The sequence below is a fragment of the Actinomadura rupiterrae genome (genome assembly GCF_024172125.1).
In the GTDB taxonomy this organism is placed as follows: domain Bacteria; phylum Actinomycetota; class Actinomycetes; order Streptosporangiales; family Streptosporangiaceae; genus Spirillospora; species Spirillospora rupiterrae.
This window is the reverse complement of sequence record NZ_JAMZEA010000010.1, coordinates 138,706-161,932: the sequence shown is the minus strand read 5'-3', so window position 1 is coordinate 161,932 and position 23,227 is coordinate 138,706. Positions and strand designations below refer to the sequence as shown.

The 23,227-nt window shown below is 72.2% G+C and carries 23 protein-coding genes; 6 read left to right on the top strand and 17 right to left on the bottom strand.

The features are described from left to right. Positions 1 to 61 precede the first annotated feature (61 nt). On the top strand, positions 62 to 1,216 hold the full coding sequence (locus tag FHU30_RS32870; RefSeq protein ID WP_253881182.1) for an EAL domain-containing protein: 1,155 nt from the start codon (positions 62 to 64) through the stop codon (positions 1,214 to 1,216). Positions 1,217 to 1,220: 4 nt separating this feature from the next. Here FHU30_RS32870 and FHU30_RS32865 read toward each other — a convergent pair whose 3' ends face one another. Beyond that, complete coding sequence (locus FHU30_RS32865; protein WP_253881180.1) at positions 1,221 to 2,150, bottom strand: hypothetical protein; 930 nt, start codon at positions 2,148 to 2,150, stop codon at positions 1,221 to 1,223. Between the two features lie 347 nt (positions 2,151 to 2,497). Here FHU30_RS32865 and FHU30_RS32860 point away from each other — a divergent pair, with 347 nt between their 5' ends. Both FHU30_RS32860 and FHU30_RS32855 read left to right on the top strand, forming a co-directional pair. Then, positions 2,498 to 3,085, top strand: coding sequence for a papain-like cysteine protease family protein (locus FHU30_RS32860; protein ID WP_253881178.1), 588 nt, complete (start codon positions 2,498 to 2,500; stop codon positions 3,083 to 3,085). An 8-nt stretch (positions 3,086 to 3,093) separates the two neighbouring features. After that, complete coding sequence (locus FHU30_RS32855; RefSeq protein ID WP_253881176.1) at positions 3,094 to 3,930, top strand: hypothetical protein; 837 nt, start codon at positions 3,094 to 3,096, stop codon at positions 3,928 to 3,930. Positions 3,931 to 4,091: 161 nt separating this feature from the next. Here the strand turns inward: FHU30_RS32855 and FHU30_RS32850 are convergent, their stop codons facing one another. Together FHU30_RS32850 and FHU30_RS32845 are read right to left on the bottom strand one after the other, a co-directional pair. Next, positions 4,092 to 4,742: a response regulator gene (locus FHU30_RS32850; RefSeq protein ID WP_253881175.1), complete on the bottom strand. Its 651-nt coding sequence runs from the start codon at positions 4,740 to 4,742 to the stop codon at positions 4,092 to 4,094. Next, a complete protein-coding gene (locus FHU30_RS32845) occupies positions 4,739 to 5,917 on the bottom strand; it encodes a sensor histidine kinase (RefSeq protein ID WP_253881173.1) in 1,179 nt (392 codons plus the stop codon). The genes FHU30_RS32850 and FHU30_RS32845 overlap by 4 nt, the downstream gene beginning before the upstream one ends. A gap of 449 nt (positions 5,918 to 6,366) precedes the next feature. Here FHU30_RS32845 and FHU30_RS32840 point away from each other — a divergent pair, with 449 nt between their 5' ends. Then, positions 6,367 to 7,746, top strand: a complete 1,380-nt coding sequence (locus FHU30_RS32840) for an alpha/beta fold hydrolase (RefSeq protein ID WP_253881171.1) — start codon at positions 6,367 to 6,369, stop codon at positions 7,744 to 7,746. A gap of 11 nt (positions 7,747 to 7,757) precedes the next feature. Next, positions 7,758 to 8,330, top strand: a complete 573-nt coding sequence (locus FHU30_RS32835; RefSeq protein WP_253881169.1) for a Uma2 family endonuclease — start codon at positions 7,758 to 7,760, stop codon at positions 8,328 to 8,330. On the opposite strand, the gene FHU30_RS32830 is transcribed toward FHU30_RS32835, so the two are convergent. From FHU30_RS32830 to FHU30_RS32765, 14 genes are all read right to left on the bottom strand, one after another. Beyond that, a complete protein-coding gene (locus FHU30_RS32830; RefSeq protein WP_253881167.1) occupies positions 8,321 to 9,109 on the bottom strand; it encodes a class I SAM-dependent methyltransferase in 789 nt (262 codons plus the stop codon). The two genes, FHU30_RS32835 and FHU30_RS32830, sit on opposite strands and share 10 nt — an antisense overlap. A 109-nt stretch (positions 9,110 to 9,218) precedes the next feature. After that, on the bottom strand, positions 9,219 to 9,644 hold the full coding sequence (locus FHU30_RS32825; RefSeq protein WP_253881165.1) for a metal-sulfur cluster assembly factor: 426 nt from the start codon (positions 9,642 to 9,644) through the stop codon (positions 9,219 to 9,221). Then, positions 9,641 to 10,099 carry a Fe-S cluster assembly sulfur transfer protein SufU gene (gene sufU, locus FHU30_RS32820; RefSeq protein ID WP_253881158.1) on the bottom strand — a complete coding sequence of 153 codons (459 nt, stop codon included), beginning with the start codon at positions 10,097 to 10,099 and terminating at the stop codon, positions 9,641 to 9,643. The genes FHU30_RS32825 and sufU overlap by 4 nt, the downstream gene beginning before the upstream one ends. A gap of 52 nt (positions 10,100 to 10,151) precedes the next feature. After that, a complete protein-coding gene (locus FHU30_RS32815; RefSeq protein ID WP_253881156.1) occupies positions 10,152 to 11,414 on the bottom strand; it encodes a cysteine desulfurase in 1,263 nt (420 codons plus the stop codon). 2 nt (positions 11,415 to 11,416) lie between these two features. Next, complete coding sequence (gene sufC / locus FHU30_RS32810; protein WP_253881155.1) at positions 11,417 to 12,178, bottom strand: Fe-S cluster assembly ATPase SufC; 762 nt, start codon at positions 12,176 to 12,178, stop codon at positions 11,417 to 11,419. 15 nt (positions 12,179 to 12,193) lie between these two features. Next, complete coding sequence (locus tag FHU30_RS32805) at positions 12,194 to 12,511, bottom strand: non-heme iron oxygenase ferredoxin subunit (protein WP_253881153.1); 318 nt, start codon at positions 12,509 to 12,511, stop codon at positions 12,194 to 12,196. Positions 12,512 to 12,530: 19 nt separating this feature from the next. After that, complete coding sequence (gene sufD / locus FHU30_RS32800; protein WP_253881151.1) at positions 12,531 to 13,670, bottom strand: Fe-S cluster assembly protein SufD; 1,140 nt, start codon at positions 13,668 to 13,670, stop codon at positions 12,531 to 12,533. After that, positions 13,670 to 15,082, bottom strand: coding sequence for a Fe-S cluster assembly protein SufB (sufB, locus tag FHU30_RS32795; protein ID WP_253881150.1), 1,413 nt, complete (start codon positions 15,080 to 15,082; stop codon positions 13,670 to 13,672). The genes sufD and sufB overlap by 1 nt, the downstream gene beginning before the upstream one ends. Then, positions 15,079 to 15,864, bottom strand: coding sequence for a helix-turn-helix transcriptional regulator (locus FHU30_RS32790; protein ID WP_372503999.1), 786 nt, complete (start codon positions 15,862 to 15,864; stop codon positions 15,079 to 15,081). The genes sufB and FHU30_RS32790 overlap by 4 nt, the downstream gene beginning before the upstream one ends. Before the next feature lie 178 nt (positions 15,865 to 16,042). Then, complete coding sequence (locus tag FHU30_RS32785; RefSeq protein ID WP_253881148.1) at positions 16,043 to 17,041, bottom strand: universal stress protein; 999 nt, start codon at positions 17,039 to 17,041, stop codon at positions 16,043 to 16,045. Beyond that, complete coding sequence (locus tag FHU30_RS32780) at positions 17,038 to 18,495, bottom strand: amino acid permease (RefSeq protein ID WP_253881146.1); 1,458 nt, start codon at positions 18,493 to 18,495, stop codon at positions 17,038 to 17,040. The genes FHU30_RS32785 and FHU30_RS32780 overlap by 4 nt, the downstream gene beginning before the upstream one ends. Positions 18,496 to 18,628: 133 nt before the next feature. After that, entirely contained in the window at positions 18,629 to 19,564 is a 936-nt protein-coding gene (locus tag FHU30_RS32775; RefSeq protein WP_253881144.1) for a carbamate kinase, read from the bottom strand. Positions 19,565 to 19,637: 73 nt separating this feature from the next. Next, on the bottom strand, positions 19,638 to 20,642 hold the full coding sequence (gene argF, locus FHU30_RS32770) for an ornithine carbamoyltransferase (RefSeq protein ID WP_253881142.1): 1,005 nt from the start codon (positions 20,640 to 20,642) through the stop codon (positions 19,638 to 19,640). A 63-nt stretch (positions 20,643 to 20,705) separates the two neighbouring features. Further along, positions 20,706 to 21,950, bottom strand: coding sequence for an arginine deiminase (locus FHU30_RS32765; RefSeq protein ID WP_253881141.1), 1,245 nt, complete (start codon positions 21,948 to 21,950; stop codon positions 20,706 to 20,708). Between the two features lie 295 nt (positions 21,951 to 22,245). On the opposite strand from FHU30_RS32765, the gene FHU30_RS32760 reads away from it, so the two are divergent. After that, the gene (locus FHU30_RS32760) at positions 22,246 to 23,193 is read left to right on the top strand and encodes an ABC transporter ATP-binding protein (protein WP_253881140.1); all 948 of its coding nucleotides are present in this window, start codon (positions 22,246 to 22,248) and stop codon (positions 23,191 to 23,193) included. The last annotated feature ends 34 nt before the right edge of the window (positions 23,194 to 23,227 follow it).

Genomic DNA, 23,227 nt, shown 5'->3' with positions numbered 1-23,227 from the left:
TGTTGGTGAACGTCGCCTGACGGCCATCGATTTATCCCGTTTGACCAGCGAGAATGCGGTCGTGTCACCGCCAGATGTGCTGATCCCGGCGCGGGAGCTCTTCCAGCCGGTCATCGACCTCGAGTCGGGCGCGGTCGTCGCGGTCGAGGCGCAGGCCCCGGATGCCGGGACGCTGCCGCCGGACGCCGTGCTGAGCCCCGTACCGACCGACGACGCGGTCCGCGCGGACATCTCCCGCGCGGCCCACTCCGCCGAGGCGGGCGCGCTGCTGCCCACCCGGCTCCCCCTGATGGTGACGGTCCGCGCCGAGACGGTGGCGCGCGGGGAACCCGTCCTGACCGAGCTGCACCGCCGGCTCACCGCGACCGGGCGCAGGCCCGGCGAGTTCATCGTCACCGTCGCCGGGGGCTTCCCGCCGTTCCAGCGGCAGGCCGTCACCGGAGCCCTCGGCGCGCTGCGCCGGGCCGGGTACCTGGTCGGGCTCGGCGAGCTCGGCGCGGCGCACGCGCCGCTGGACCTGCTCGCCGAGACCGTCCCGTACCTGGTCGCGGTGCATCCGGACCTGGTCCGGCGGGCGCCGTCCGATCCGCGCCGGGCGGCGCTGGTGCGGTCGCTGGTCGAGCTGGCGCACGGCCTCGGCACGCACCTGCTCGCGCCCGGCCTGGCCACCGAGGACCAGGTGCTCCAGCAGCGCGAGATGGGCGTCCGGCTGGCGCTCGGCCCGGCGTTCGCGCCGCCCGAGTGGCGGCCGGGGATGCCGGTCACGGTCCCGGTCACCGGCCGGGACGGTCCGGGTCCGGCGCGTCCGGCGGCGGTGGACCTCGGGCCCCGCGTCTCGGAGTTCACGCTGCCGGCCATGACGCTGCCCGACACCGCCACCGCCGACGAGGTGCTGACCACGCTCAACTCCGAGACCGGCGCCACCAGCGTCGTCCTCGTGGACGGGCGGCAGCGGCCGGTGGCGAGCGTGGACCGGACCCGGTTCCTGCTGAAGCTGTCCGGGGCGTACGGGCACGCGCTGCACGCGCACAAGCCCGCGACCCGGCTGGCCGACCGGCCGCGCCTGGTGCCCCGCACCGTCCCGGCGGTCGCCGCGCTGCGGGCGGCCGGGCAGGACGCCGAGCGCGTCTACGACGACCTGGTCGTCACCGACGAGGTCGGCCGCTGCATCGGGATCGTCCGGGTGGCCGACCTGATCCGGGGCATGGCCCCTTAGCCCTTCAGTCCCATTCCCAGCGGATGCCGTGCACGCCCGGCCGCAGGTCCTCGGCGACCAGGTGGACGGACCGGTGGGCATTCGGCACCACCTCCGCGACGTCGAGCTCGGGAGCTCCCACCGAGCGTCGCGCGAACCGGTGGCACCTGACCGGCAGCGCCGCCGCGTCGAACGCCACCTGGAGCACGTACTGGCCGGTCTGGAACCGGAACCCCCGCTCGTAGATGTCGCACTGGCCGCCGCTGCCGTCCGCGACCTCGTAGCGCAGCAGGTACGTCTCGTCCGGGAGCAGCACCGAGTCGAACATCAGCTCCGCGACGACCAGCATCGCGGCCGGATGCCGGCGCACCCGCCCGACCCGGCACCCGTCCAGGGCCGTGACCTGCACTTTGTCCACGTCGCAGCCCGGGTCCCCGCGATAGACGGTGACGCAGCGGTCCACCCGCTCCTCGCCCGGACGCGCCCGGACGGTCTGGAACATCTCGCGCCGCCGCCCCTCCCGGTTGGGCCCGACCTCCAGCCGCTCGTACAGGTGGACGGTCTCCAGCCCGCGTCCGGTCATCGGCCCGCCGAAGTCGGCGAGGACGGCCTCCAGCACCGGCCCCTGCGGCAGCACCTCGCGGTAGGCGACCGACCCGGGCGGCAGGCCCGCGCCGCGTCCGCGCGGGCGCGGCGGGCCGAGCAGCGCCGTCAGCGACCGGTCGGGCAGCTCCAGAACCTCCTCCAGCGCCCGGACGGCGCGCAGCGACTCGGGCCGCTCGGGGCGCCTGCGGCCGCGCTGCCAGTAGCTGAGCGTGGTGACGCCGACGTCCACGCCCTGCCGGGCCAGGTGGTGCCGGACGCGGTGCAGGGACAGCCCGCGCTCGGCGATCGCGGTCCGCAGCGCCTCGTGGAACGGGCCCTCGCGGAGGGCGTCGGTGAGCCGGCTCTGCATGGTTCGGCGCCTCCCGTGGCGGGGTCCGGGGTCCGATCGGCGTTCACCGTGAACTTTCACAGCGCGCCCGTCACCTGAGACTTCGCGTCCCAGCGTTGCCGCGTTTCACCGCATTTCGGGCGTCGTTCACGGCCGTTCACACCCGTTCGCGGTTCGCGGGCGGCCCGCGTGCGTTCACGTTCGGCGCGGGGGCGGCCCGGGCGGGCCTTGTCCGGAACACCCGGAAATCCGGATCATCGGGACGCGCCGGTCCCGCTGGACGCAGCGGATCCCCCGACCGGCGCGCGGGGCGCCCCGCTCTCACCCCCGTTCCTGCCCCTCCAGGGCAGGTCAGTCAGGAGCCCAGAATGCACGTCCGCAGACCCCCGCTCGGCCGCACCGGCCTCGCGGCGGCAGGCGCGGCCCTCGCCGCCGCCACGGCGGTCCTGTCCCCCGCCGCCCCCGCGTCGGCCGCCACCAAGAACATCCTGAACATCACCATGCAGGCGCAGCAGAACTCCAACTGGTGCTGGGCCGCGTCCGGCAACACCGTCGCCGCCTACTTCGGCAAGAACTACAGCCAGAACCAGTTCTGCAACCTGGCGTTCGACCGGTCGATCAACTCGTCCTGCGGGAACTGGCAGGCGACCCTCGCCGACGACCAGGAGGCGTTCCGGCAGATCGGGATCACCCCCGGCAACTACGTCTCCGCGCCGCTCTACTACTGGGCGGTCATCCGCGAGATCGACGCCGGACGGCCCGTCATGGCCCGCATCCAGTGGTCGTCCGGGGGCGGGCACATGGAGGTGCTCTACGGCTACGACCAGTCGAACAACTGGGTCTACTGGGGCAACCCCTGGGGTTCCAGCCCCCGCTACAACTGGGCGAGCTACGACTACTACTACGCCAACGACTCGTTCACCTGGACCCACTCCCTCGACCGGATCAACGAGTAGGAAGCGCCATGACACCCCTCCGCATCACGGCCGGGACGCTGGCCCTCGGCGCAGCCGCCCTGCTCGGCACCGCCACGGCCGCCTCCGCGACCCCCGCTCCCACCGCGCCGTCCCCGGCCGACCTGGCCGCCGCGCAGCAGGCCGCGACCGGGCAGCTCCCACAGATCGGCCGGTTCTTCGCCGCGCACGGCCAGGGCCGCCAGGTCGCGCCCGCCGCCGCTGCCGCCGAGCACGCCCGGCTCACCGCCGCGCCCGTCCCGGTCTACGAGCTGGACCCGGCGTTCGTCACCGGCCGGGCCGCCGCACCCGGACGCCTCGCATACCTGGCGTCCCCGGCCGCCGCCTCGGACGGCCAGACCGCCTCGGTCTGGTCGGCGCGCGTCCGCGGCGCCTGGAAGGTCGTGAACATCGCCTCCGGCACCGACGAGCAGAAGTACGCCCGCGCGGCGGGCGCGGGCTCGACGGCCTTCCACGAGCCGCAGATCGACGCCTGGTACGCGCTGCGCGGCTCCACGGTCGTCCCGCTGAACGCCCCGGCGCGGACGGCCGGGGCCTCGCTGCCCCTCGCGGCGTACCAGCGGCTCGTCCACCAGCGGTACGCCGACAAGCTGCCCGGCTCGTCCTACGCCCGGCAGGGCGCGGCGGGCGGCTACGGCTTCACCGCCCCCTCGGCGGGCGGCGGCCTCACCGGGCCGCCGGCGGGCGGCCTCGGCGGGCCGTCCCGTCCCGCCGCGCATGACGGCGGCTCCGGCTCCTGGACGCTCCTCGCCGGAGCCGGCGGCGTCGGGGCCGCCGCGCTGACCGGCGGCGTCCTGCTGGCGCGCCGCCGCCGCGTCGCGTCCTGACGCGGCTCCCGGCCCGGCGACCGTCCTCCCGCGGCCGCCGGGCCGGACCCCCGCCCCTCGCTCCCCGCGGGCGGGGCCGTCAAGCAAGGCGGCCGGCGTGCACGGGCGACGATCACCTCACGTTCGCGGCCCCCGCCGGTCCCGGGCTGCGGGCGGGGCCGTCAGGCGAGGCGGCCAGAGTGCTCGCGGGCGACGATCGCCGCCTGGACGCGGCTGCGCAGCTCCAGCTTGGCCAGGATCCGGCTCACGTGCGTCTTGGCGGTCGTCTCCGCCATGGCCAACCGCTCGGCGATCTGCTGGTTCGACAGGCCGTCCCCCAAGCACGCCAGAACGTCCCGCTCGCGCGGCGTCAGCCCGTCCAGCGCGGCGGACGTCCCGCCGGACGGCCCCTCGTCCGGCGCCGCCGCGGCGAACGCGCCGATCAGCCGCCGGGTGACCTGCGGCGCGATCACCCCCTCCCCAGCCGCGACGGTCCGGACGGCCTCCACCAGCCGGTCGGCGTCCACGTCCTTCAGAAGGAACCCTGCCGCGCCCGCCCGCAGCGCCCCGAACACGTGCGCGTCGGCGTCGAAGGTGGTCAGCACCAGCACGTCGGCGGTCCCGGCGACCTCGCGGGTCGCGGCGATGCCGTCCATGCGCGGCATCCGGACGTCCATCAGCACCACGTCCGGACGCAGCTCGCGGGTCATCGCGACGGCCTGCTCGCCGTCCGCGGCCTCCCCGACCACCTCGACGTCCGGCGCGGCGCGCAGGATCAGCGCGATCCCCGCCCGCACCGCCGCCTGGTCGTCGGCCACCAGCACCCTGATCACCGCGCCTCCCCTCCGTCCAGCGGCAGATCCGCCCGCACCACCCACGACCCGCCGGACGCGCCGGCGTCGAACGCCCCGCCCAGCAGCACGGCCCGCTCCCGCATCCCGACCAGCCCGGCGCCCGCGCCCGGAAGCTCCGACTCGCCGCCGAGCGGGCTGACCACCTCGACGCCCACCCGGCCCGTCCCGTAGGTCAGCCGCACCTCGGCCAGCCCGGACCCGCCGTGCTTGAGCGCGTTCGTCAGCGACTCCTGGACGATCCGGTACGCGGCCAGCTCGACCGCCGCGGGCGGCGCGTACGGCTCGCCAACGACCTCCAGCCTGGCCGACAGGTCCGACCGCGCGACGTGCGCGACGAGCCGGTCCAGCTCGTCCAGCCTGGGGGCGGCGGGCGAGTCCGCGCCGTCCTCCCGGAGCAGGCCGATCATGCGCCGCATCTCGGCGAGGCCCTGGACGCTGTTCTCCCGGATGACCTCCATGGCCTGCCGCAGCCCGTCCGGATCCAGGTCCGGGACCCGGAGCAGCGCCGTGGAGTGCAGCGCCACCGCGCTCAGATGGTTGGCGACCACGTCGTGCAGCTCCCGCGCCATCCGCGCCCGCTCGGCCGCCACCGCCGCGAGCCGGTCCATCTCGGCCAGCCGCGCCACCTGCCCGGCCCGCTCCCGCTCGGCCTCGGCCCGGTCCCGGTGCTCCCGGACGATCATGGCGGTGAGCACCGGTGTCAGCCAGGTCGTCCCGGCAACCGCGCCCATCACCACCCCCGGCCCCAGCGACCCGAGCAGCGCGCCGACGCCCGCCACCACCGCCAGCGAGGCGCCCGCCGTCGTCCCCAGCAGCCACCGCTCGGCCCGCCGCGGCCCGTACAGCGTCGCCGCGTACAGCGCGTCCGTGTAGATGACCGCCCCGCCCAGGCTCGGCCCGAGGACGATCTCCAGGACGTTCCCGGCCGACGAGATCGCCAGCCCGGTCATCGGCGCCGACCGCCGGAACAGCATCCCCACGCACATCACGGCCAGCGGAAGCGCCCGCAACCGCACCGGCGCACTCCACCCGTGCACCGACCACCGCACATACCCGTGCGCGAGCAGCAACAGCACCCCACCCGCGAACGCGAGCACGGCGATCAGCACGTTCTGCCAGGTGGCGAGACCCTTGAGGGAGACGGAACGACGCACACCCCCATCTCAGCACCCCCGCGACACCACCACGTCCGCCCGCCGTGCCAACCGCCCTACATCCTTCGGAGTACGGACGATCCAGCTCCTGCCGACGATGCCGCCGGGGCCCGCCGGCATCGATCATGGCATCCATGACCGGCTGGTTCCCCGACGTGACCTCCCCTCCGCCGCCTGGAGCACCCCTCCAGGCCCTGATCGTCCTGACGGCGGTCCTGGCCGTGGCCACCCTGCGCCGCCGCCGCTGACCCGCTACCTGGGAGGCACCGGGACGTTCGCCCTTCCGGGCGACGCACCCCCGGCGCGGGCCGGACCATCCTCGACCGCATGAAGTTGATCACCACGACGATCGCCGGGCTCGTGGCCACGTCCGCATTGGCGGTCCCGGCCCTGGCCACCTCCGGGCACAAGAAGGACGCGCCGTCCTGCCTGCCGGTCGCGGGCGCCGAATGCGGCACCATCCGCGTGCCGCTGATCCGCGCACACCCCGAATCAGGCAGCACGGACGTCGCCTACGCGGTGATCCGGCACCGCGGCGCGGGCCCCACCAAGGGGACGGTGGCCGTCAACCCCGGCGGCCCGGGCGGCTCGGTCCTGGCGTCCGCGCCGCAGTACGCCACCACCTTCAAAGACCTGCTCACCGACCACGACCTGCTCCTCGTGGAACGCGCGGCATCGGCCGGTCAGGCTCGGTCCAGTGCGGGATCACCTTTCCGCTGCCCGCGACCCGGGACGGCTTCGTCCGCCTGGCCGCCGCCTGCGGGCAGAACCTCGGCACCCGCGCGCGGGCCTACACCTCGGCCGAGACCGCCGACGACTTCGACGCCGTCCGCCAGAAGCTCGGCATCGACCGCCTCGACCTGCTCGGCCAGTCCTACGGCACCTACCTGATGACCGTCTACGCCCAGCGCCACCCGGCCCACGTCCGCTCGGTGGTCCTCTCCAGCGCCTACCCCCTGGCCTTCGACATGTGGGCCCGTCCCAACGCCCGCGCCGCGCGCCGTACCGTCCACCTGATGTGCGAGCGAGCCAAGTCGTGCAACGGCGACAAGGTCCTGACCGACATCTCCCACCTCTCCACCCGCCTACGTACGCACCCCATCCCCTACGACGGCCGGAAGCTGGACGACACCGCCCTGGCCTCGATCATCTACAACACCGCCAGCCAGGCCCCCACCGCCGTCGGCGACATCCCCGCCATGGTCCGTACCGCCCTCAAGGGAGACACCACCCTGCTCGTCAAGGCCGCGCGCGACCAGAGCCCGATGTCCGGCTCCTCAGCGCTCGCCCAGCGGGACGAGCCGTTCAACCCGGGCCAGGCGGTCTCGGTGATGTGCAACGACTACCCGACGCTCTGGAACCGCCAGGCCCCGGTGAACACCCGCCTACGCCAGTTCGCCGCCAAGCGCGCCGCCCTGAAAGACCGGACGTTCTGGCCCTTCGGCAAGACCGCCTGGACCAGCGCGATGAACGACCGCGGCAACGCCTGCATCCGCTGGCCCGACCGCACCGGCCCGAAGCAACCCAGCACCGGTTTCCCCGACGTCCCCGTCCTGGTGGTCTCGGGCGAACTGGACACCAACACCCCCACCGAGGAAGGCCGCCAGGCCGCCCGCCAGTTCCCTCACAGCACCGTGATCGAAGTCCCCAACACCGGCCACGTGGCCGAAGACCACGACCCCACCGGCTGCACGTCCGGAATCGAAACCGCCTTCATCCGCACCCGCCAGGCCCCCGCCACCACCTGCCTGACCAAGCTCCCCGCTCCCCCCGTCCACCTCGCGACTCGGCCCAGCGGGGGCGACTCCCGCTACGCTGATAAGGAGTAGAGGGGAAGGGTATGTACGACGGAATCTTCAACGAGGAAACTCGTGCCAAAGCCCTGGAGGAGCTGGCCAACTTCGGCGAGTCGAAGGGGTTCACCTTCTCCAAGTTCGAGTCCCTGGGCGACGAGATCGTCATGCTCGCCGGGACCCGCTGGGAACATGACGACATCGTCATGAGCATCAGAGAGCAGGTGCCGCGACCCCGCTCCTGCAAGCTCTCCAATGTGGATCTGCTGTTGACCTCGGATCCTGGGGAGCCGGTGCCTGATCTTGTGGTGGTGCCGGATCGGCTCAAGCCTGGGGCGAAGCCCTGGGCGCATGAGACGGAGTTGCTGGTCGAGGTCGTCTCGCAGCGCAACTACCGGGAGGACTACCAGGGCAAGCGGCGGCGCTACGCCGAGTCCGGGGCGCCGCAGTACCTGCTGGTGGATCCGCGCGAGGGCGTGTGCGTGCTGTACGACGGGCCGCAGAAGTCCGATGGGACCTACCGGAACGTCACCAAGACCGCCTTCGGGGAGCCGGTCCTTGGGTTGATTTGCATGGACGGGCGGGAGCTCGACACCTCGGAGTTTCCGCGTTACGTGTGAGGGGCTGCCACGGCGCGGATGGTGAGGGTGATCAAGGGGAGGTCGAACTCGCCGGCGGCGGTCTCGGGGGTGGCTCTCAGGTGGGCCACGATGCGGGACAGGAGGGCCTCGCGGTCCTGGGGGTCCATGACCAGGACGTGGGAGTGGGTGCCGATCGTGGCGGCCATGGACTCGGGCGTGCGGCGCTGGACGTGGGGGAACTCGGTACGTTCCAGGTTGGGGAACAGCGGGGTGTCCGGGAGGCCCTTGGGGCGCCACTTGGTGGCGGTCACGGTGCTGCGGGCGAGGCGCTTCATCTCGGCCACCCACGGGACGGCGTCGTCGTCGAGGTTCCAGAAGCCGCCCATGACGCCGCCGGGGGCCAGGACGCGGTGGATCTCCGGGAGCGCCCGGTCCAGGTCGAACCAGTGCATCGCCTGGCCGATGAGGACGGCGTCGACCGAGCCGTCCGGGAGCGGGATCTCCTCGGCCGCGCCTTCCAGGGCCGTGACCGCGGGGTGGGCGCGGCGGAGTTCGGCGAGCATGGCCGGGTCGGGTTCGACGGCGGTGATCGCGTGGGGTGGGATTCCGGCGGAGGTGAGGACGCCGGTCAGCTTGCCCGTCCCGGCCGCCAGATCGAGCACGCGGGCCGGACGGCGGTCCAGCCGGTCCAGTACCCAGCGAACGGCGGCGAGGGGGTAGTCGGGGCGTTCGGCGGCGTAGGCGGCGGCGTTGGAACCGAACGAGGCGGCGCGGCGGGCTACGAGGTCCTCGGGGGACTCCGGGAAGGCGTCCTGCATGGGGTCAAGGCTAGGACGGCGAAGGCCGCACCCCCGTCCGGGGTGCGGCCTTCGCGCATCGGCTCAGGTCAGGCCGCCGGGGCGGCCGGAAGCCGTTCGGGACGCCCGGTCAGACGTTGAAGCCGAGGGCGCGGAGCTGGTCGCGGCCCTCGTCGGTGATCTTGTCCGGGCCCCACGGCGGCAGCCAGACCCAGTTGATCTTCACGTCCTTGACCAGGCCCTCCAGCGCGGAGTGCGCCTGGTCCTCGATCACGTCGGTGAGCGGGCAGGCGGCGCTGGTCAGGGTCATGTCCAGGGTGGCCACCTCGTCGGTGATGTCCACCCCGTAGACCAGGCCGAGGTCCACGACGTTGATGCCGAGCTCGGGGTCCACCACGTCCTTGAGGGCCTCAAGGACCTCCTCGTTGGGCGCGGCGTCCGGCTCGGGGGCCGGGGTGCCCTGCTCGGCGGCGGGCTGGGCCTGCTCGTCCACAGGGGCCTGCTCGGCGGCCGGGGTCTCCTCCGGCTGCTGCGTTTCGGTGGCGTTCTCGCTCATGATGCCTCTCCCAGGGCGCGGGCGGTCGCGTCCTTGAACGCCATCCAGGCGAGCAGGGCGCACTTGATCCGGGCGGGGTACTTCGACACCCCGGCGAAGGCGATCGCGTCCTCCAGGACGTCCTCGTCGGGCTGGACGTCCTGCCCGCGCGACTGCATCAGCGCGAGGAACTCGTCGCCGACGCCCATCGCCTCCTTCACCGGCTTGCCGATGACCAGGTCGGTCATGACCGACGCGCTGGCCTGGCTGATCGAGCAGCCCATGGCGTCGTACGAGACGTCCGCGACGACCGCGTCCCGGCCCGTGCCGTCGAGGTGCACGCGCACCGTCGCCTCGTCCCCGCAGGTGGGGTTGACGTGGTGCGCCTCGCCCTCGAAAGGCTCCCGCAGCCCCTTGTTATGGGGGTTGCGGTAATGGTCCAGGATGACCTCCTGGTACATCGCCTCAAGCTGCATGGCTTCCGTTTCCTCGTGAGGGGCCTTCGTCGTTCTTCAACAGCCCGCGGGATCAGGCTGTTCCGAAGAACTTCTGCGCCTGCCGGATGCCGTCGGCCAGCGCGTCGATGTCGCCCAAAGTGTTGTGCACGTAGAAGGACGCCCGGGTGGTGGCGGGGATGCCGAACCGGCGGCAGATCGGCTTGGCGCAGTGGTGCCCCACGCGGACCTCCACACCCAGCTCGTCCAGCACCTGGCCGACGTCGTGCGGGTGGATGTCGTCCACGGTGAACGACACCGCGCCGCCGCGCGCCTCGGTCGTGCCCGGGCCGATCACCCGCACGCCCGCGATGTCGCCGAGCCGCTCCAGCGCGTACCCGGTGAGCGCCTGCTCATGCGCGTGGACGTTCTCCATGCCGAGGGCCGACAGGTAGTCGACCGCCGCGCCGAGGCCCACGGCCTGCGCCACGTTCGGCGACCCGGCCTCGAACCGCTGCGGCGGCGCCATGAACGTGGTGCCCTCCATCGTGACGGTCTCGATCATCGAGCCGCCGGTGATGAACGGGGGCATCGCCGCGAGCAGCTCGCCCCGGCCCCACAGCACGCCGACCCCGGTCGGGCCGAGCATCTTGTGGCCCGAGAACGCCAGGAAGTCGGCGCCGAGCGCCGCGACGTCGACCGGCATGTGCGGGACGGACTGCGCGGCGTCCAGCACGACCAGCGCGCCGACCTCGCGGGCCTTCGCCGCGATCAGCTCGACGGGCGGGACGGTGCCGAGCACGTTCGACTGCTGCGTGAGCGCGACCAGCTTGGTGCACGAGTTCACCAGCGCGTCCAGCTCGGACAGGTCCAGCCGGCCGTCGTCGGTGATCCCGAACCAGCGCAGCGTCGCGCCCGTCCGCCGGCAGAGCTGCTGCCACGGGACGAGGTTGGCGTGGTGCTCCATCTCGGTGACAAGGATCTCGTCGCCGGGACCGACCTTGAACCGCTCGGCCTCGGGCCCGGACGTGGCGGCGTTGCTCATCGCGTACGCCACCAGGTTGATCGCCTCGGTCGCGTTCTTGGTGAACACGATCTCGCTCGGGACGGCCCCGATGAACCGGGCGACCTTGTCCCGGGCGGCCTCGAACGCGTCGGTGGCCTCCTCGGCGAGCAGGTGCGCGCCGCGGTGCACGGCCGCGTTGTGCCGCTCGTAGAACTCCCGCTCGGCGTCCAGCACCTGGACGGGCTTCTGCGAGGTCGCCCCGGAGTCCAGGTAGATCAGCGGGTTCCCGCCGCGGACGGTCCGCTGGAGCAGCGGGAAGTCCTTCTTGATCTCCTCCGGAAGGAGACTCATCTTCAAGCGCCTGCCTTCACGTACTTCTCGTAGCCCTCGTTCTCCAGCACGTCGGCCAGCTCCGGGCCGCCCTGCTCGACGATCCGGCCGTGCGCGAACACGTGCACGAAGTCGGGCTTGATGTAGCGCAGGATGCGGGTGTAGTGCGTGATCAGCAGGACACCGGTCTCGGGGTCGCCGTCGTGGAAGCGGTTGATGCCCTCGGAGACGACCTTGAGCGCGTCCACGTCGAGGCCGGAGTCGGTCTCGTCCAGCACGGCGACCTTCGGCTTGAGCATCTCCAGCTGGAGGATCTCGTGCCGCTTCTTCTCGCCGCCGGAGAAGCCCTCGTTCAGCGAGCGCTGCGCGAACGCCGGGTCGATGGACAGCGCGTCCATCGCGGCCTTGGTCTCCTTGGCGAACTCGCGCAGCTTCGGCGCCTCGCCGCGGACGGCGGTGACCGCCGAGCGCAGGAAGTTCGACACCGACACGCCCGGGACCTCCACCGGGTACTGCATCGCCAGGAACAGGCCCGCGCGGGCGCGCTCGTCGACGCTCATCTCCAGGACGTCCTCGCCGTCCAGGGTGACCGTGCCGGAGGTGACGGTGTACTTCGGGTGGCCCGCGATCGCGTAGGCGAGCGTGGACTTGCCGGACCCGTTCGGGCCCATGATCGCGTGCGTCTCGCCCGCCTTCACGGTCAGGTCGACGCCGCGCAGGATCTCCTTCGCGTCCTCGCCGTCCCCGACGGAGACGTGCAGGTCGCGGATCTCAAGGGTGGCCATATCTATGGATCTTTCCTAGTCGTCGGAGTCGAGCGAGACGTAGACGTCGCCGTCCTCGACCTTGGCCTTGTAGGTGGCGACGGGCTGCGTCGCGGGCGGGTTGGTGGGCTTGCCGGTCCGCAGGTCGAAGCAGGACCCGTGCAGCCAGCACTCGATCGTGCCGTTGTAGACCTCGCCCTCGGAGAGCGAGACCTCCGCGTGCGAGCAGATGTCGCTGACCGCGAACACCTCCTCGCCGCTGCGCACCACCGCGACCGGGGTGTCGTCCACCTCGACGGCGAGCGCGCCGTCGGCCGGGACCTCCGCCAGCGGGCAGACCTTGACGAAGCTCATCGGCCCCACCCCGGACGGCTCATCGGTCCCGCTCCGGACGGTCGAGCTCGGCCTCGATCGCCGCGGCGACCTTCTCCCGCACCTCGGCGACCTCGATCCGCTCGACCAGCTGGCCGAGGAACCCGCGCACCACCATGCGGCGCGCCTCGTCGAACGGGATGCCGCGCGCCTGCAGGTAGAACAGGTGCTCGTCGTCGAGCCGGCCGGACGCCGAGGCGTGCCCCGCGCCGGCGACCTCGCCGGTGAGGATCTCCAGGTTCGGCACCGAGTCGACCCGCGTCCCGTCGGTGAGGACGAGGTTGCGGTTCAGCTCGTAGGTGTCGGTGCCCTCGGCCTCCGCGCGGATGATCACGTCGCCGATCCAGACCGCGTGTGCGTCCTGGTCCTGCAGCGCGCCGCGGTAGTCGACGCGGCTGCGGCAGCTCGGCACGGTGTGGTCGACCAGCAGCCGGTGCTCCAGGTGCTGGCCGCCGTCCACGAAGTACACCCCGTACAGCTCGGCGTCGCCGCCGGGCTGGGCGTAGGCGACCGACGGGGACACCCGCACGACGTCGCCGCCGATGCTGATGTTGTGCGAGACGAACCGGGCGTCGCGGCCGAGGCGGGCGTGCTGCTGCGAGACGTGCACGGCGTCGTCGGCCCAGTCCTGGAGGCTGATCACCGACAGCGAGGCGCTGTCGCCGACCACGAACTCCACGTTGTCGGCGAAGACCGCCGAGCCGCGGTGGGTCAGGACGACCGTCGCCTTGGCGAACGGCTCCAGGACGACCGTGGTGTGGCCGTAGGCCGCGCCGGACGCGTCCTCGCCGTGCCGGCGGATGACGACCGGGGCGGACGCCTCGACCTCCTTCGGCACGGTCACGACGGTGGCCTCGGCGAACGAGGCCCACGCCTGGGCGCTGACCCGGTCGGCGGGCACGAAGGCCTTGCCGAGGCGCTCGTCGTCGCGGCCGACGGTCTCGACCCGGATCCCGGCCGGGGCCTCGATCTCGGTGATGACCTTGCCGGACGCGTCGGCGGTGCCGTTGTGCAGGCCCTTGAGGCGGCGCAGCGGGGTGAACCGCCACTCCTCCTCGCGGCCCGTCGGCACCTCGAAGTCGGCGACCTCGTAGGAGCCCTTCTCGTGCAGCGTCGAGAGCGGGCGCGTGTCCAGCCCCATCAGCCGACGGCTCCTTCCATCTGAAGCTCGATGAGCCGGTTCAGCTCAAGGGCGTACTCCATCGGCAGCTCGCGCGCGATGGGCTCGACGAACCCGCGCACGATCATCGCCATCGCCTCGTCCTCGGTGAGACCGCGGCTCATCAGGTAGAACAGCTGGTCCTCCGACACCTTGGAGACGGTCGCCTCGTGGCCCATCTCCACGTCGTCCTCGCGGACGTCCACGTAGGGGTAGGTGTCGGACCGGGAGATCTGGTCGACCAGCAGCGCGTCGCACTTGACCGTGGACTTGCTGTGGGTCGCGCCCTCCTGGATCTGCACCAGGCCCCGGTAGGACGTGCGGCCGCCGCCGCGCGCCACCGACTTCGACACGATGGTCGAGGAGGTGTTCGGCGCGGCGTGCACCATCTTGGCGCCCGCGTCCTGGTGCTGGCCCTCGCCCGAGAAGGCGATGGACAGGGTCTCGCCCTTGGCGTGCTCGCCCAGCAGGTAGACGGCCGGGTACTTCATGGTGACCTTGGAGCCGATGTTGCCGTCGATCCACTCCATGGTCGCGCCCTCGTAGGCGACGGCGCGCTTGGTGACCAGGTTGTAGACGTTGTTCGACCAGTTCTGGATGGTCGTGTAGCGGACGCGCGCGTCCTTCTTCACGACGATCTCGACGACGGCCGAGTGCAGCGAGTCCGACTTGTAGATCGGCGCGGTGCAGCCCTCGACGTAGTGCACGTACGAGCCCTCGTCCGCGATGATCAGCGTCCGCTCGAACTGGCCCATGTTCTCGGTGTTGATCCGGAAGTAGGCCTGGAGCGGGATCTCCACGTGCACGCCCGGCGGGACGTAGATGAACGAGCCGCCCGACCACACCGCGGTGTTCAGCGCGGCGAACTTGTTGTCGCCGACCGGGATCACCGAGCCGAAGTACTCCTGGAAGATCTCCGGGTGCTCCTTCAGGCCCGTGTCGGTGTCGAGGAAGATGACGCCCTTCTCCTCAAGATCATCGCGGATCTTGTGGTAGACGACCTCCGACTCGTACTGGGCCGCGACACCGGCGATGAGGCGCTGCTTCTCCGCCTCGGGGATGCCGAGCCTGTCGTAGGTGTTCTTGATGTCCTCGGGGAGCTCCTCCCAGGAAGCGGCCTGCTTCTCGGTGGAGCGGACGAAGTACTTGATGTTGTCGAAGTCGATCTCCGACAGGTCCGAGCCCCAGCCGGGCATCGGCTTCTTGTCGAACAGCCGCAGCCCCTTGAGCCGCAGGTCGAGCATCCAGTCGGGCTCGCCCTTCTTGGCCGAGATGTCGCGGACGACGTCCTCGTTCAGGCCGCGGCGGGCCGCGGCCCCGGCGGTGTCGGGGTCGGCCCAGCCGAACTTGTACCTGTCGAGCCCTTCCAGCTCGGGGTGGGCTGCCGTAGTCATGTGGAGGACCCTCCGGTCTCCTCGTTACCTATGGTCTGAACGTCGCCCCTGGCCGCCTCGCAGAGGGACCGTGAGCTGACGTGGGTGGTGCAGATCCCGTCGCCGTGGGCGATGGTCGCCAGCCGCTGGACGGGGGTGCCCAGCAGCCGGCTGAACGCCTCGGTCTCGGCCTCGCACAGCTGCGGGAACTCCGCGGCGACGTGCGCGACCGGGCAGTGGTGCTGGCACAGCTGCTCGCCGCCGCCCGGCTGCGGCGCCTTCCCGGCGGCGGCCGCGTAGCCGTCCGCCGACAGGGCCTCGGCCAGCCGGCGCACCCGCTGCTGGGGCGGCGCCGACTGGACGACCGGGAGGTAGCGCCGTTCGAGGTCGGCGATCTGCCGCCGGGCGAACTCGGCCACCGCCCCCTGCCCCGCCGTCTCGGCGAGGAAGCGCAGGGCGCTGGTGGCGAGGTCGTCGTAGGCGTGCACGAACGCGCTGCGGCCGGCGTCGGTGATGGCGAACCACTTGGCCGGGCGGCCGCGGCCGCGATGCGCCGGGCGGCGGTCGCGGCGGACCTCGATCATGCCCTCGGCGAGCAGGGCGTCCAGGTGCCGGCGGATCGCGGCGGGCGTCAGGCCCATCCGCTCCCCCAGCGTGGAGGCGGTGATCGGTCCGTGTTCGAGAATGAGCCGGGCCACGCGGGCGCGGGTGTCGCGCTCGCCGCTCGGCGCCACCGACGGCACGCCGACGGGCCGCACGATGGCGGCCTCGGCGCTGGTCGGCGTCTCGCTCACGTTTTTCACAACATCAGTGTGCCGTAATTCCTTCCCGGCCATCAACCGTTCACCGGTGCGGTGCCTCACGCAGGTAAGGCTTACCTAACCTGCGGATTCTCCGGCCCCGGGCCCCGGACCGCCCCTTCGGGACGGGCCGCCGGTGAAGGTGATCAGCGGCGGAAGCGCGGCGAACGCCGCCTGCAGGCTACCGGGCGTGACCGCGTGGAAGCACAAGGACGGGGACGCCGGACGCGCGGACGATCTTGCCGGAGCTCTCGCCGAGGAAGACCTTGCGCAGCGGGCCCTCGTGGCTGGACATGGTGGCGAGCAGCTCGCCCGGCAGCATCTCGACGCCGCCGAGCGCCTTGGTGATGCCCGCGCCCTGGACCGCCTCGGTCTCGACGTCCTCGACGCCGCGGTCGGCGAGCAGCCCGCGGGCGTGGTCGAGGTCCCTCTCGGCCTGCTCGTACTGGCGCTGGAGCACGTCGTCCTTGCCGCGGAACCGGGCGGGCAGCCCGGACGGCCGCAGCACCAGCGTGACCAGCCGGACCGGCAGGCCCAGCGCGGCGGCGAGGGTCGCGACGGCGTTCAGCGGGGTCTGGACGTCCCGCCGCCGGAAGTAGGCGACGCTGAGCCGCTCGAACCTCTTCGGCGCGCTCTCGGCGTAGCCGCGCGGGGCGAGCATGACCGGGATCGGCGAGCCGTGCAGGAGCTGGTCGGCGGTGCTGCCGATGGCGATCCGGTCGCGGCGGCCGCGCGGCGCCGAGCCGATCACGGCCAGGTTGGCGCCCACCTCGTCGGCGATCTCCAGGAGGCCGCGCCCGCTGCCCCGGTGGGCGAGCACCCGGAACTCCACGCCGCGCTTGGGGTGCTTGAGGGCGGCGAGCCGGTCGGCGGCCTGCGCGAGCGCCGCGGCGGCCTGTTCGCGCAGGTAGGAGAGCCACTCGGCGTCCACCGAGCCGGGGCCGCGGGCGGGCCAGGCGGGCGGGTGGACGTTGGCGACGACCAGCGGCGCCCCGGCGGTGCGGGCGGCCAGCGAGCCGAGCGCCAGCGCGTCGTCGCCCCGCTCGTCGGGCGAGTAGCCGACCAGGACGCGCAGGTCCTGCCCGGAGTCCGGCCGCGCGTCGCCGGACGTGGCGGACGCGGCCGCGGACGTGCCGCCGGACGTGGCGGCCTGCTTGGCGGCGTGCTTCGCGGCGCTCATGGCGTCCCCTTCTGGGTGGAGGCCGCGCCCGGCCCGGCGCCGGACCGGCCGAGCAGCGAGTGGCGGCGGCTGTAGAGGAAGTAGACGACCAGCCCGATCACCATCCAGATCAGGAAGATCCGCTGGGTCACGCCGTCCAGGGTGAAGATCAGGCCGGCGCAGAACAGCACGCCGAGCACCGGGGTGATCGGGTACAGCGGCGTCCGGAAGCTGCGGTTGAGGTCGGGCCGGGTCCGGCGCAGCACGATCACCCCGATGTTGACCAGGCCGAACGCGAACAGGGTGCCGATGCTGGTGGCGTCGGCGAGCTTGCCGAGCGGGATGGCGGCGGCGAGCAGCGCGATGAACGCCGACACGATCAGCGTGTTGACGACCGGGACGTGGGTGTGCGGGCTGACCCGCTGGAACACCTTCGGCATCAGGCCGTCGCGGGACATCGCGAACAGGATGCGGGTCTGGCCGTACATGACCGACAGGACGACGCTGGCGATGGCGATGACCGCGCCGAGCGACAGCACCGCCGCGGGCCACGACATGTTCGTGGCACGTTCCAGGACGACCGCCAGCGACGCCTCGGTCTCCCCCGCCTTGAACTCCTTCCAGTTCATCGCCCCGACCGCGGACAGGCCGACCAGCACGTAGAGGACCGTGACGATGACCAGCGAGCCGATGATGGCGAGCGGCAGGTCCCGCTTGGGGTTCTTCGCCTCCTCACCGGCCGTGGACGCGGCGTCGAAGCCGATGTAGGAGAAGAACACCTTCGACCCGGCGGCCTGGATCCCGGCCCAGCCCATCGGCGCGAACGGCGTGATGTTCCCGGCCTTGAACGCGGTGAAGGCGACGACGCAGAAGAACACCAGCACGCCGATCTTCAGGAACACCATGATGGTGTTGACCGTGGCGCTCTCGGACGCGCCCTTCAGGAGCAGCAGCATCGCCAGCATCACCACGACGATCGCCGGGACGTTGACGTAGCCGCCCGAGCCGGGCGGGTTGCTGATCGCGGCGGGCAGCGTGAACCCGAAGGTCTGGTCGAAGAAGTCGTTGAGGTACTGGCCCCAGCCGACCGCGACCGCCGACACCGACACCGCGTACTCCAGCAGCAGGCACCAGCCGCAGACCCAGGCGATCAGCTCGCCCATCGTCGCGTAGGCATAGGAGTAGGACGATCCGGACACCGGGATCGTCCCGGCCAGCTCGGCGTACGACAGCGCGGAGAACAGCGCGGTCACCGCGGCGAGCACGAACGACAGGACGACCGCGGGCCCGGCGAGCGGGACCGCCTCGCCCAGCACCACGAAGATGCCGGTGCCGAGCGTCGCGCCCACGCTGAACATCGTCAGCTGGAGCAGCGACATCGAGCGGTCGAGCCCGCCCTCCTGCCCCTCCTCGACGATGACGTCCACCGGCTTGGTCCGGAACAGGCTGTGCAGCAGGGAGCCTTGCGCGCTCACGGTCGTCGCCCGCCTTCGCTGGTCGGTGCTCGGGTCCCGTCTCGCGCCGCGCCGTGCGTCTCGTCGCGGGTCACGCTGGTCGCTGCTCGGGTCGCGCTGGTCGGTGCTCGGGTCACGGTGGTCCTCCCGGCGGTCAGAGGGTGCTGGCGAGCGGCCAGGTGGCGTTCGGCGTCACGATCGTGCCCGCCGTGCCCTCCAGGATCTGCACGCACTGGTCGACCCGGCCGATGGCCGCCATGTCGCCGGTGGTCTCCACGAACCCGCAGACCGCCTCGATCTTGGGTCCCATGGAGCCGGCCGGGTAGTCGTCCGAGCGCAGCTCGAACGGGGTGGTGTGGGTGATCGGCTCGGCCTTCGGCGTGCCGAAGCCGCGCACAACGTTCGGCACGTCGGTGAGGATGAGGAACGCGTCGGCCTCCAGCGTCTCGGCGAGCAGCGCGGCGGTGAGGTCCTTGTCGACGACCGCCTCCAGGCCCTCCAGCTGCCCGACGTCGTTCCGGTACACCGGGATGCCGCCGCCGCCCGCGCAGACCACCACCGTCCCGGACCGGACGGCCTGCCGGATCAGCCGGGTCTCGATGACCCGCTGCGGCTGCGGGGACGGCACCACCCGGCGCCAGTAGTCGCCGTCCTGCTTGACCGTCCAGCCGTACTCCTTGGCGTACTTCTCGGCGTCCTCGCGGCTGTAGACCTGCCCGACGAACTTGGTCGGGTCGTCGAAGGCCGGGTCGACCGCCGACACCAGGGTCTGGGTCACCAGCGCCAGCACCTGGCGGCCGGGCAGCGCGTTCTGCAGCGCCTGCAGCATCCAGTAGCCGATCATCCCCTGGGTCTCGGCGCCGATGGTGTCCAGCGGGTAGGGCCGGGACAGGTTCGGGTCGCTGATGCTCTCCAGCGACAGCACGCCGACCTGCGGCCCGTTGCCGTGCGTGATGATCAGCTCGTGCCGCTCGGCGAGCGGCGTGAGCGACCGCACCGCGGTCTGCAGGTTGCTGCGCTGGAGCTCGGCGTCGGGCCGGTCCCCGCGCCGGATCAGGGCGTTGCCGCCCAGCGCGACCACCACTCTCATCGCTGTCCCCTCCTCGTCTTCGGCGGCGCCGGTCGGCGGCGGCCGGACGCTCGGCCGAGCGTCGGCCGCGCGCTCAGCCGAGCGTCGCGACCATGACGGCCTTGATGGTGTGCATCCGGTTCTCCGCCTCATCGAAGACGATGGACGCGTCGGACTCGAACACCTCCTCGGTCACCTCCAGGCCGTCCAGCCCGGTCCTCTCGTAGACCTTCTCGCCGACCTCGGTCTCGCGGTTGTGGTAGGCGGGCAGGCAGTGCATGAACTTCACATTCGGGTTGCCGGTCGCCTTCATGACCTCGGCGTTGACCTGGTACGGCTTCAGCAGCCGGACGCGCTCGCCCCACACCTCGTCCGGCTCGCCCATCGACACCCACACGTCGGTGAGGACGAAGTCGACGCCCCGCACGGCCTCCCGGACGTCCTCGGTGATCAGCAGCTTCCCGCCCGTCCTCGCGTTCAGCTCCTGCGCGGGCTTGACCGCGAGGTCCTGCTCGGGCCACAGCGTCTTCGGCGCGGCGATCCGCACGTCCATCCCCGACAGCGCGCCCGCGACCACGTAGGAGTGCGCCATGTTGTTGCGCGCGTCGCCGAGGTAGGCGTAGGAGAGCTCGTTCAGCGGACGCCCGTTGCCGTGCTCGGCCATGGTGAGCTGGTCGGCGAGCATCTGCGTCGGGTGCCAGTCGTCGGTCAGGCCGTTCCAGACCGGGACGCCGGAGTACTCGGCCAGCTCCTCGACGGTCCGCTGGGCCGAGCCGCGGAACTCGATGCCGTCGAACATCCGGCCCAGCACCCGGGCGGTGTCCCGGGCCGACTCCTTGGTGCCCATCTGCGACCCGGACGCGGCGAGGTAGGTGCAGTGCGCGCCCTGGTCGTGCGCGGCGACCTCGAACGCGCAGCGCGTCCGGGTGGAGGTCTTCTCGAAGATCAGCACGATGTTCTTGCCCGCCAGCCGCGGCTCCTCGGCCCCCGCGTACTTCGACCGCTTGAGGTCGCGCGACAGGTCCAGCAGGAACCTCCACTCCTTGGGGCTGAAGTCCAGCTCCTTCAGGAAGCTGCGTCCGTGCAGGTTGTAGGCCATGGTCTCTCCGTTCGGACGGCGGACGGCGGGCAGCGGGCGACGGGCTACCGGCGGGACGGGCGCTCAGGCGTCGCGCTGCATCGGGCAGCTCATGCAGCGCGGCCCGCCGCGGCCGCGGCCCAGCTCGCTGCCCCGGATGGTCAGCACCTCGATCCCGTTCTTGCGCAGGTGGTTGTTGGTGGTGGTGTTGCGCTCGTAGGCGATGACCACACCCGGCTCGATCGCGAGGACGTTGGAGCCGTCGTCCCACTGCTCGCGCTCGGCGGCGAACACGTCCTGCCGGGCGGTGAGGACCTTGATGTCGTCCAGGCCGAGGGCCTGCGCGATGGCCCGGTGCATGTCCTCGGGGGGATGGTCGGTGACCTTCAGCTCCTTCTCGGTGTCGCCCGGCTCGACGGTGTAGGACGGCAGCATCCCCATCCCGGCGTACTTGGTGAACACGCCGTGGTCGACCATCGTCATGACGGTGTCCAGGTGCATGAAGGCGCGCTTCTGCGGCATCCGCAGCGCGACGATCCGCTTGGCCGCCCGCTTGGCGAACAGCTGCTCGGCGAGCATCTCCACGGCCTGCGGCTGCGTCCGCTCGCTCATCCCGATCAGCACCGCGCCCTTGCCGATGACCAGGACGTCGCCGCCCTCCATCGTGGCCGGCGCCATCGCGGTGCCCTCGTTCCAGACGTTGAAGCCGTCCGCGGCGTCCGGCCGCCCGTAGCCGTCCGCGAACATCGGGTGCCACCGGTAGATGGCCTCCATGTTCACGGTCTCGCGCATGCGGGCCTTCTTGCGCATCGCGTTGATGGACAGGCCGCCGTAGATCCAGCAGGACGTGTCGCGGGTGAACAGGTGGTTCGGCAGCGGCGGCAGGACGAAGTCGTCCATGTCGATGGCGTGGAACGCGATCGACTTGATGTCGTCCATCCGCTCCAGCAGCTCGCGCTTGGTGATCCCGCCGATCAGGAACGAGCCGAGGTCGCGCAGGTCCATGGCGTCGAAGGCGTTGCGGATCCCGTCGGTCGCCAGCGGCCCGAACCAGTGCGGGTCGATCACGTAGTCCAGGATGTGCTTCTTGGCCTCGGGGATCTCGATGGTCTCGCGCAGCAGGTCCAGCAGGAGGTGCACCCGGACGCCGCGGGAGCGCAGCACCCGCTGGAACTCCTCGTGCTCCTCGCCCGCGCGCTGCACCCACAGCACGTCGTCGAACAGCAGCTCCTTGCAGTTGGACGGGGTGAGCCGCTTCAGCGACAGCTCCGGCCGGTGCACCAGGACCTGGCGCAGCTTCCCGACCTCGGACTCGACGTGGAACGACACGATTCAGCCTCCCAACCGGATGGGGCCGGCCGCGCGCCCCCGCCGGCCCCGGTCCCGCGCCCCGCGCCGCACGGACGATCATGCGACACGCGGGGAATTACCCCTGCCCGGGGTCGGGAACTGGCCCGGCCGCAAAATGAGGGCGATTCTTGGCCTTCCTTTGCCTCCGATTGCGGATGCCCGGATCCCGGACCCCGATGCCGGGCGGGCGCGGCGGGCGGACGTGGCGGGGGTCACGGCGTGGCAGGGGCGTCCGGGGCCGGATCGCGAAGGGGCCGGTCATAGACTCGTCGCCATGGCAGCACCCCCCGGAGACGACGCCCGCACATCCGGCAGCGCGCTCCTGCTCGACGGGCTGGTCAAGCGGTACGGCGCGAAGGCGGCGGTGGACGGGCTGTCCTTCGGAGCGGCGCGCGGTGAGATCACCGCGCTGCTCGGCCCGAACGGGGCGGGCAAGACCACCACGATCGAGATCTGCGAGGGCTTCCGCCGCGCCGACGCGGGCACCGTCCGCGTCCTCGGCCTGGACCCTGCCGCGCACGCGCGCGAGCTGAAGCCGCGCGTCGGCGTGATGCCGCAGTCCGGCGGCGTCCCCGGCACGGCGAAGGCGGGCGAGTTCCTCAAGCTGGTCGCGGCCTTCCACCGCCACCCGCTCGACCCGTCCGCGCTGCTGGAGCGGCTCGGGCTGACCGAGCACGCGGGCACCCCGTACCGGCGGCTGTCGGGCGGCCAGCAGCAGCGCCTGTCGCTCGCGGTCGCCATCGTCGGGCGCCCCGAGCTGGTGTTCCTGGACGAGCCGACCACCGGCCTCGACCCGCAGGCCCGGCACGCCACCTGGGACCTGGTCGCCGGGCTCCGCGACGCCGGTGTCTCGGTCGTGCTGACCACGCACTACATGGAGGAGGCCGAGCGGCTCGCCGACCACGTGGTGATCGTCGACCACGGCCGCGTCGTCGCGCAGGGCTCGCCCGCCGCGCTGACCGGCGCCGAGCGGCAGCTGCGCTTCCGCGCCCGGCCCGGCCTCGGCCTGGACGAGCTGCTGGCCGCCCTCCCGGCGGGCAGCGCCGCCAAGGAGTCGCCCGCCGGGCACTACCTGGTCGAGGGCGACGTCAAGCCGGAGCTGCTCGCGACGGTGACCGCCTGGTGCGCCTCGCACGGCGTGCTCGCCGAGGACCTGCGGATCGAGCGCCGCACCCTGGAGGACGTGTTCCTCGAACTGACCGGACGGGAGCTGCGCTCGTGACCACCCTGGACCTCTCCCCGGCGCCGGGCGCCGT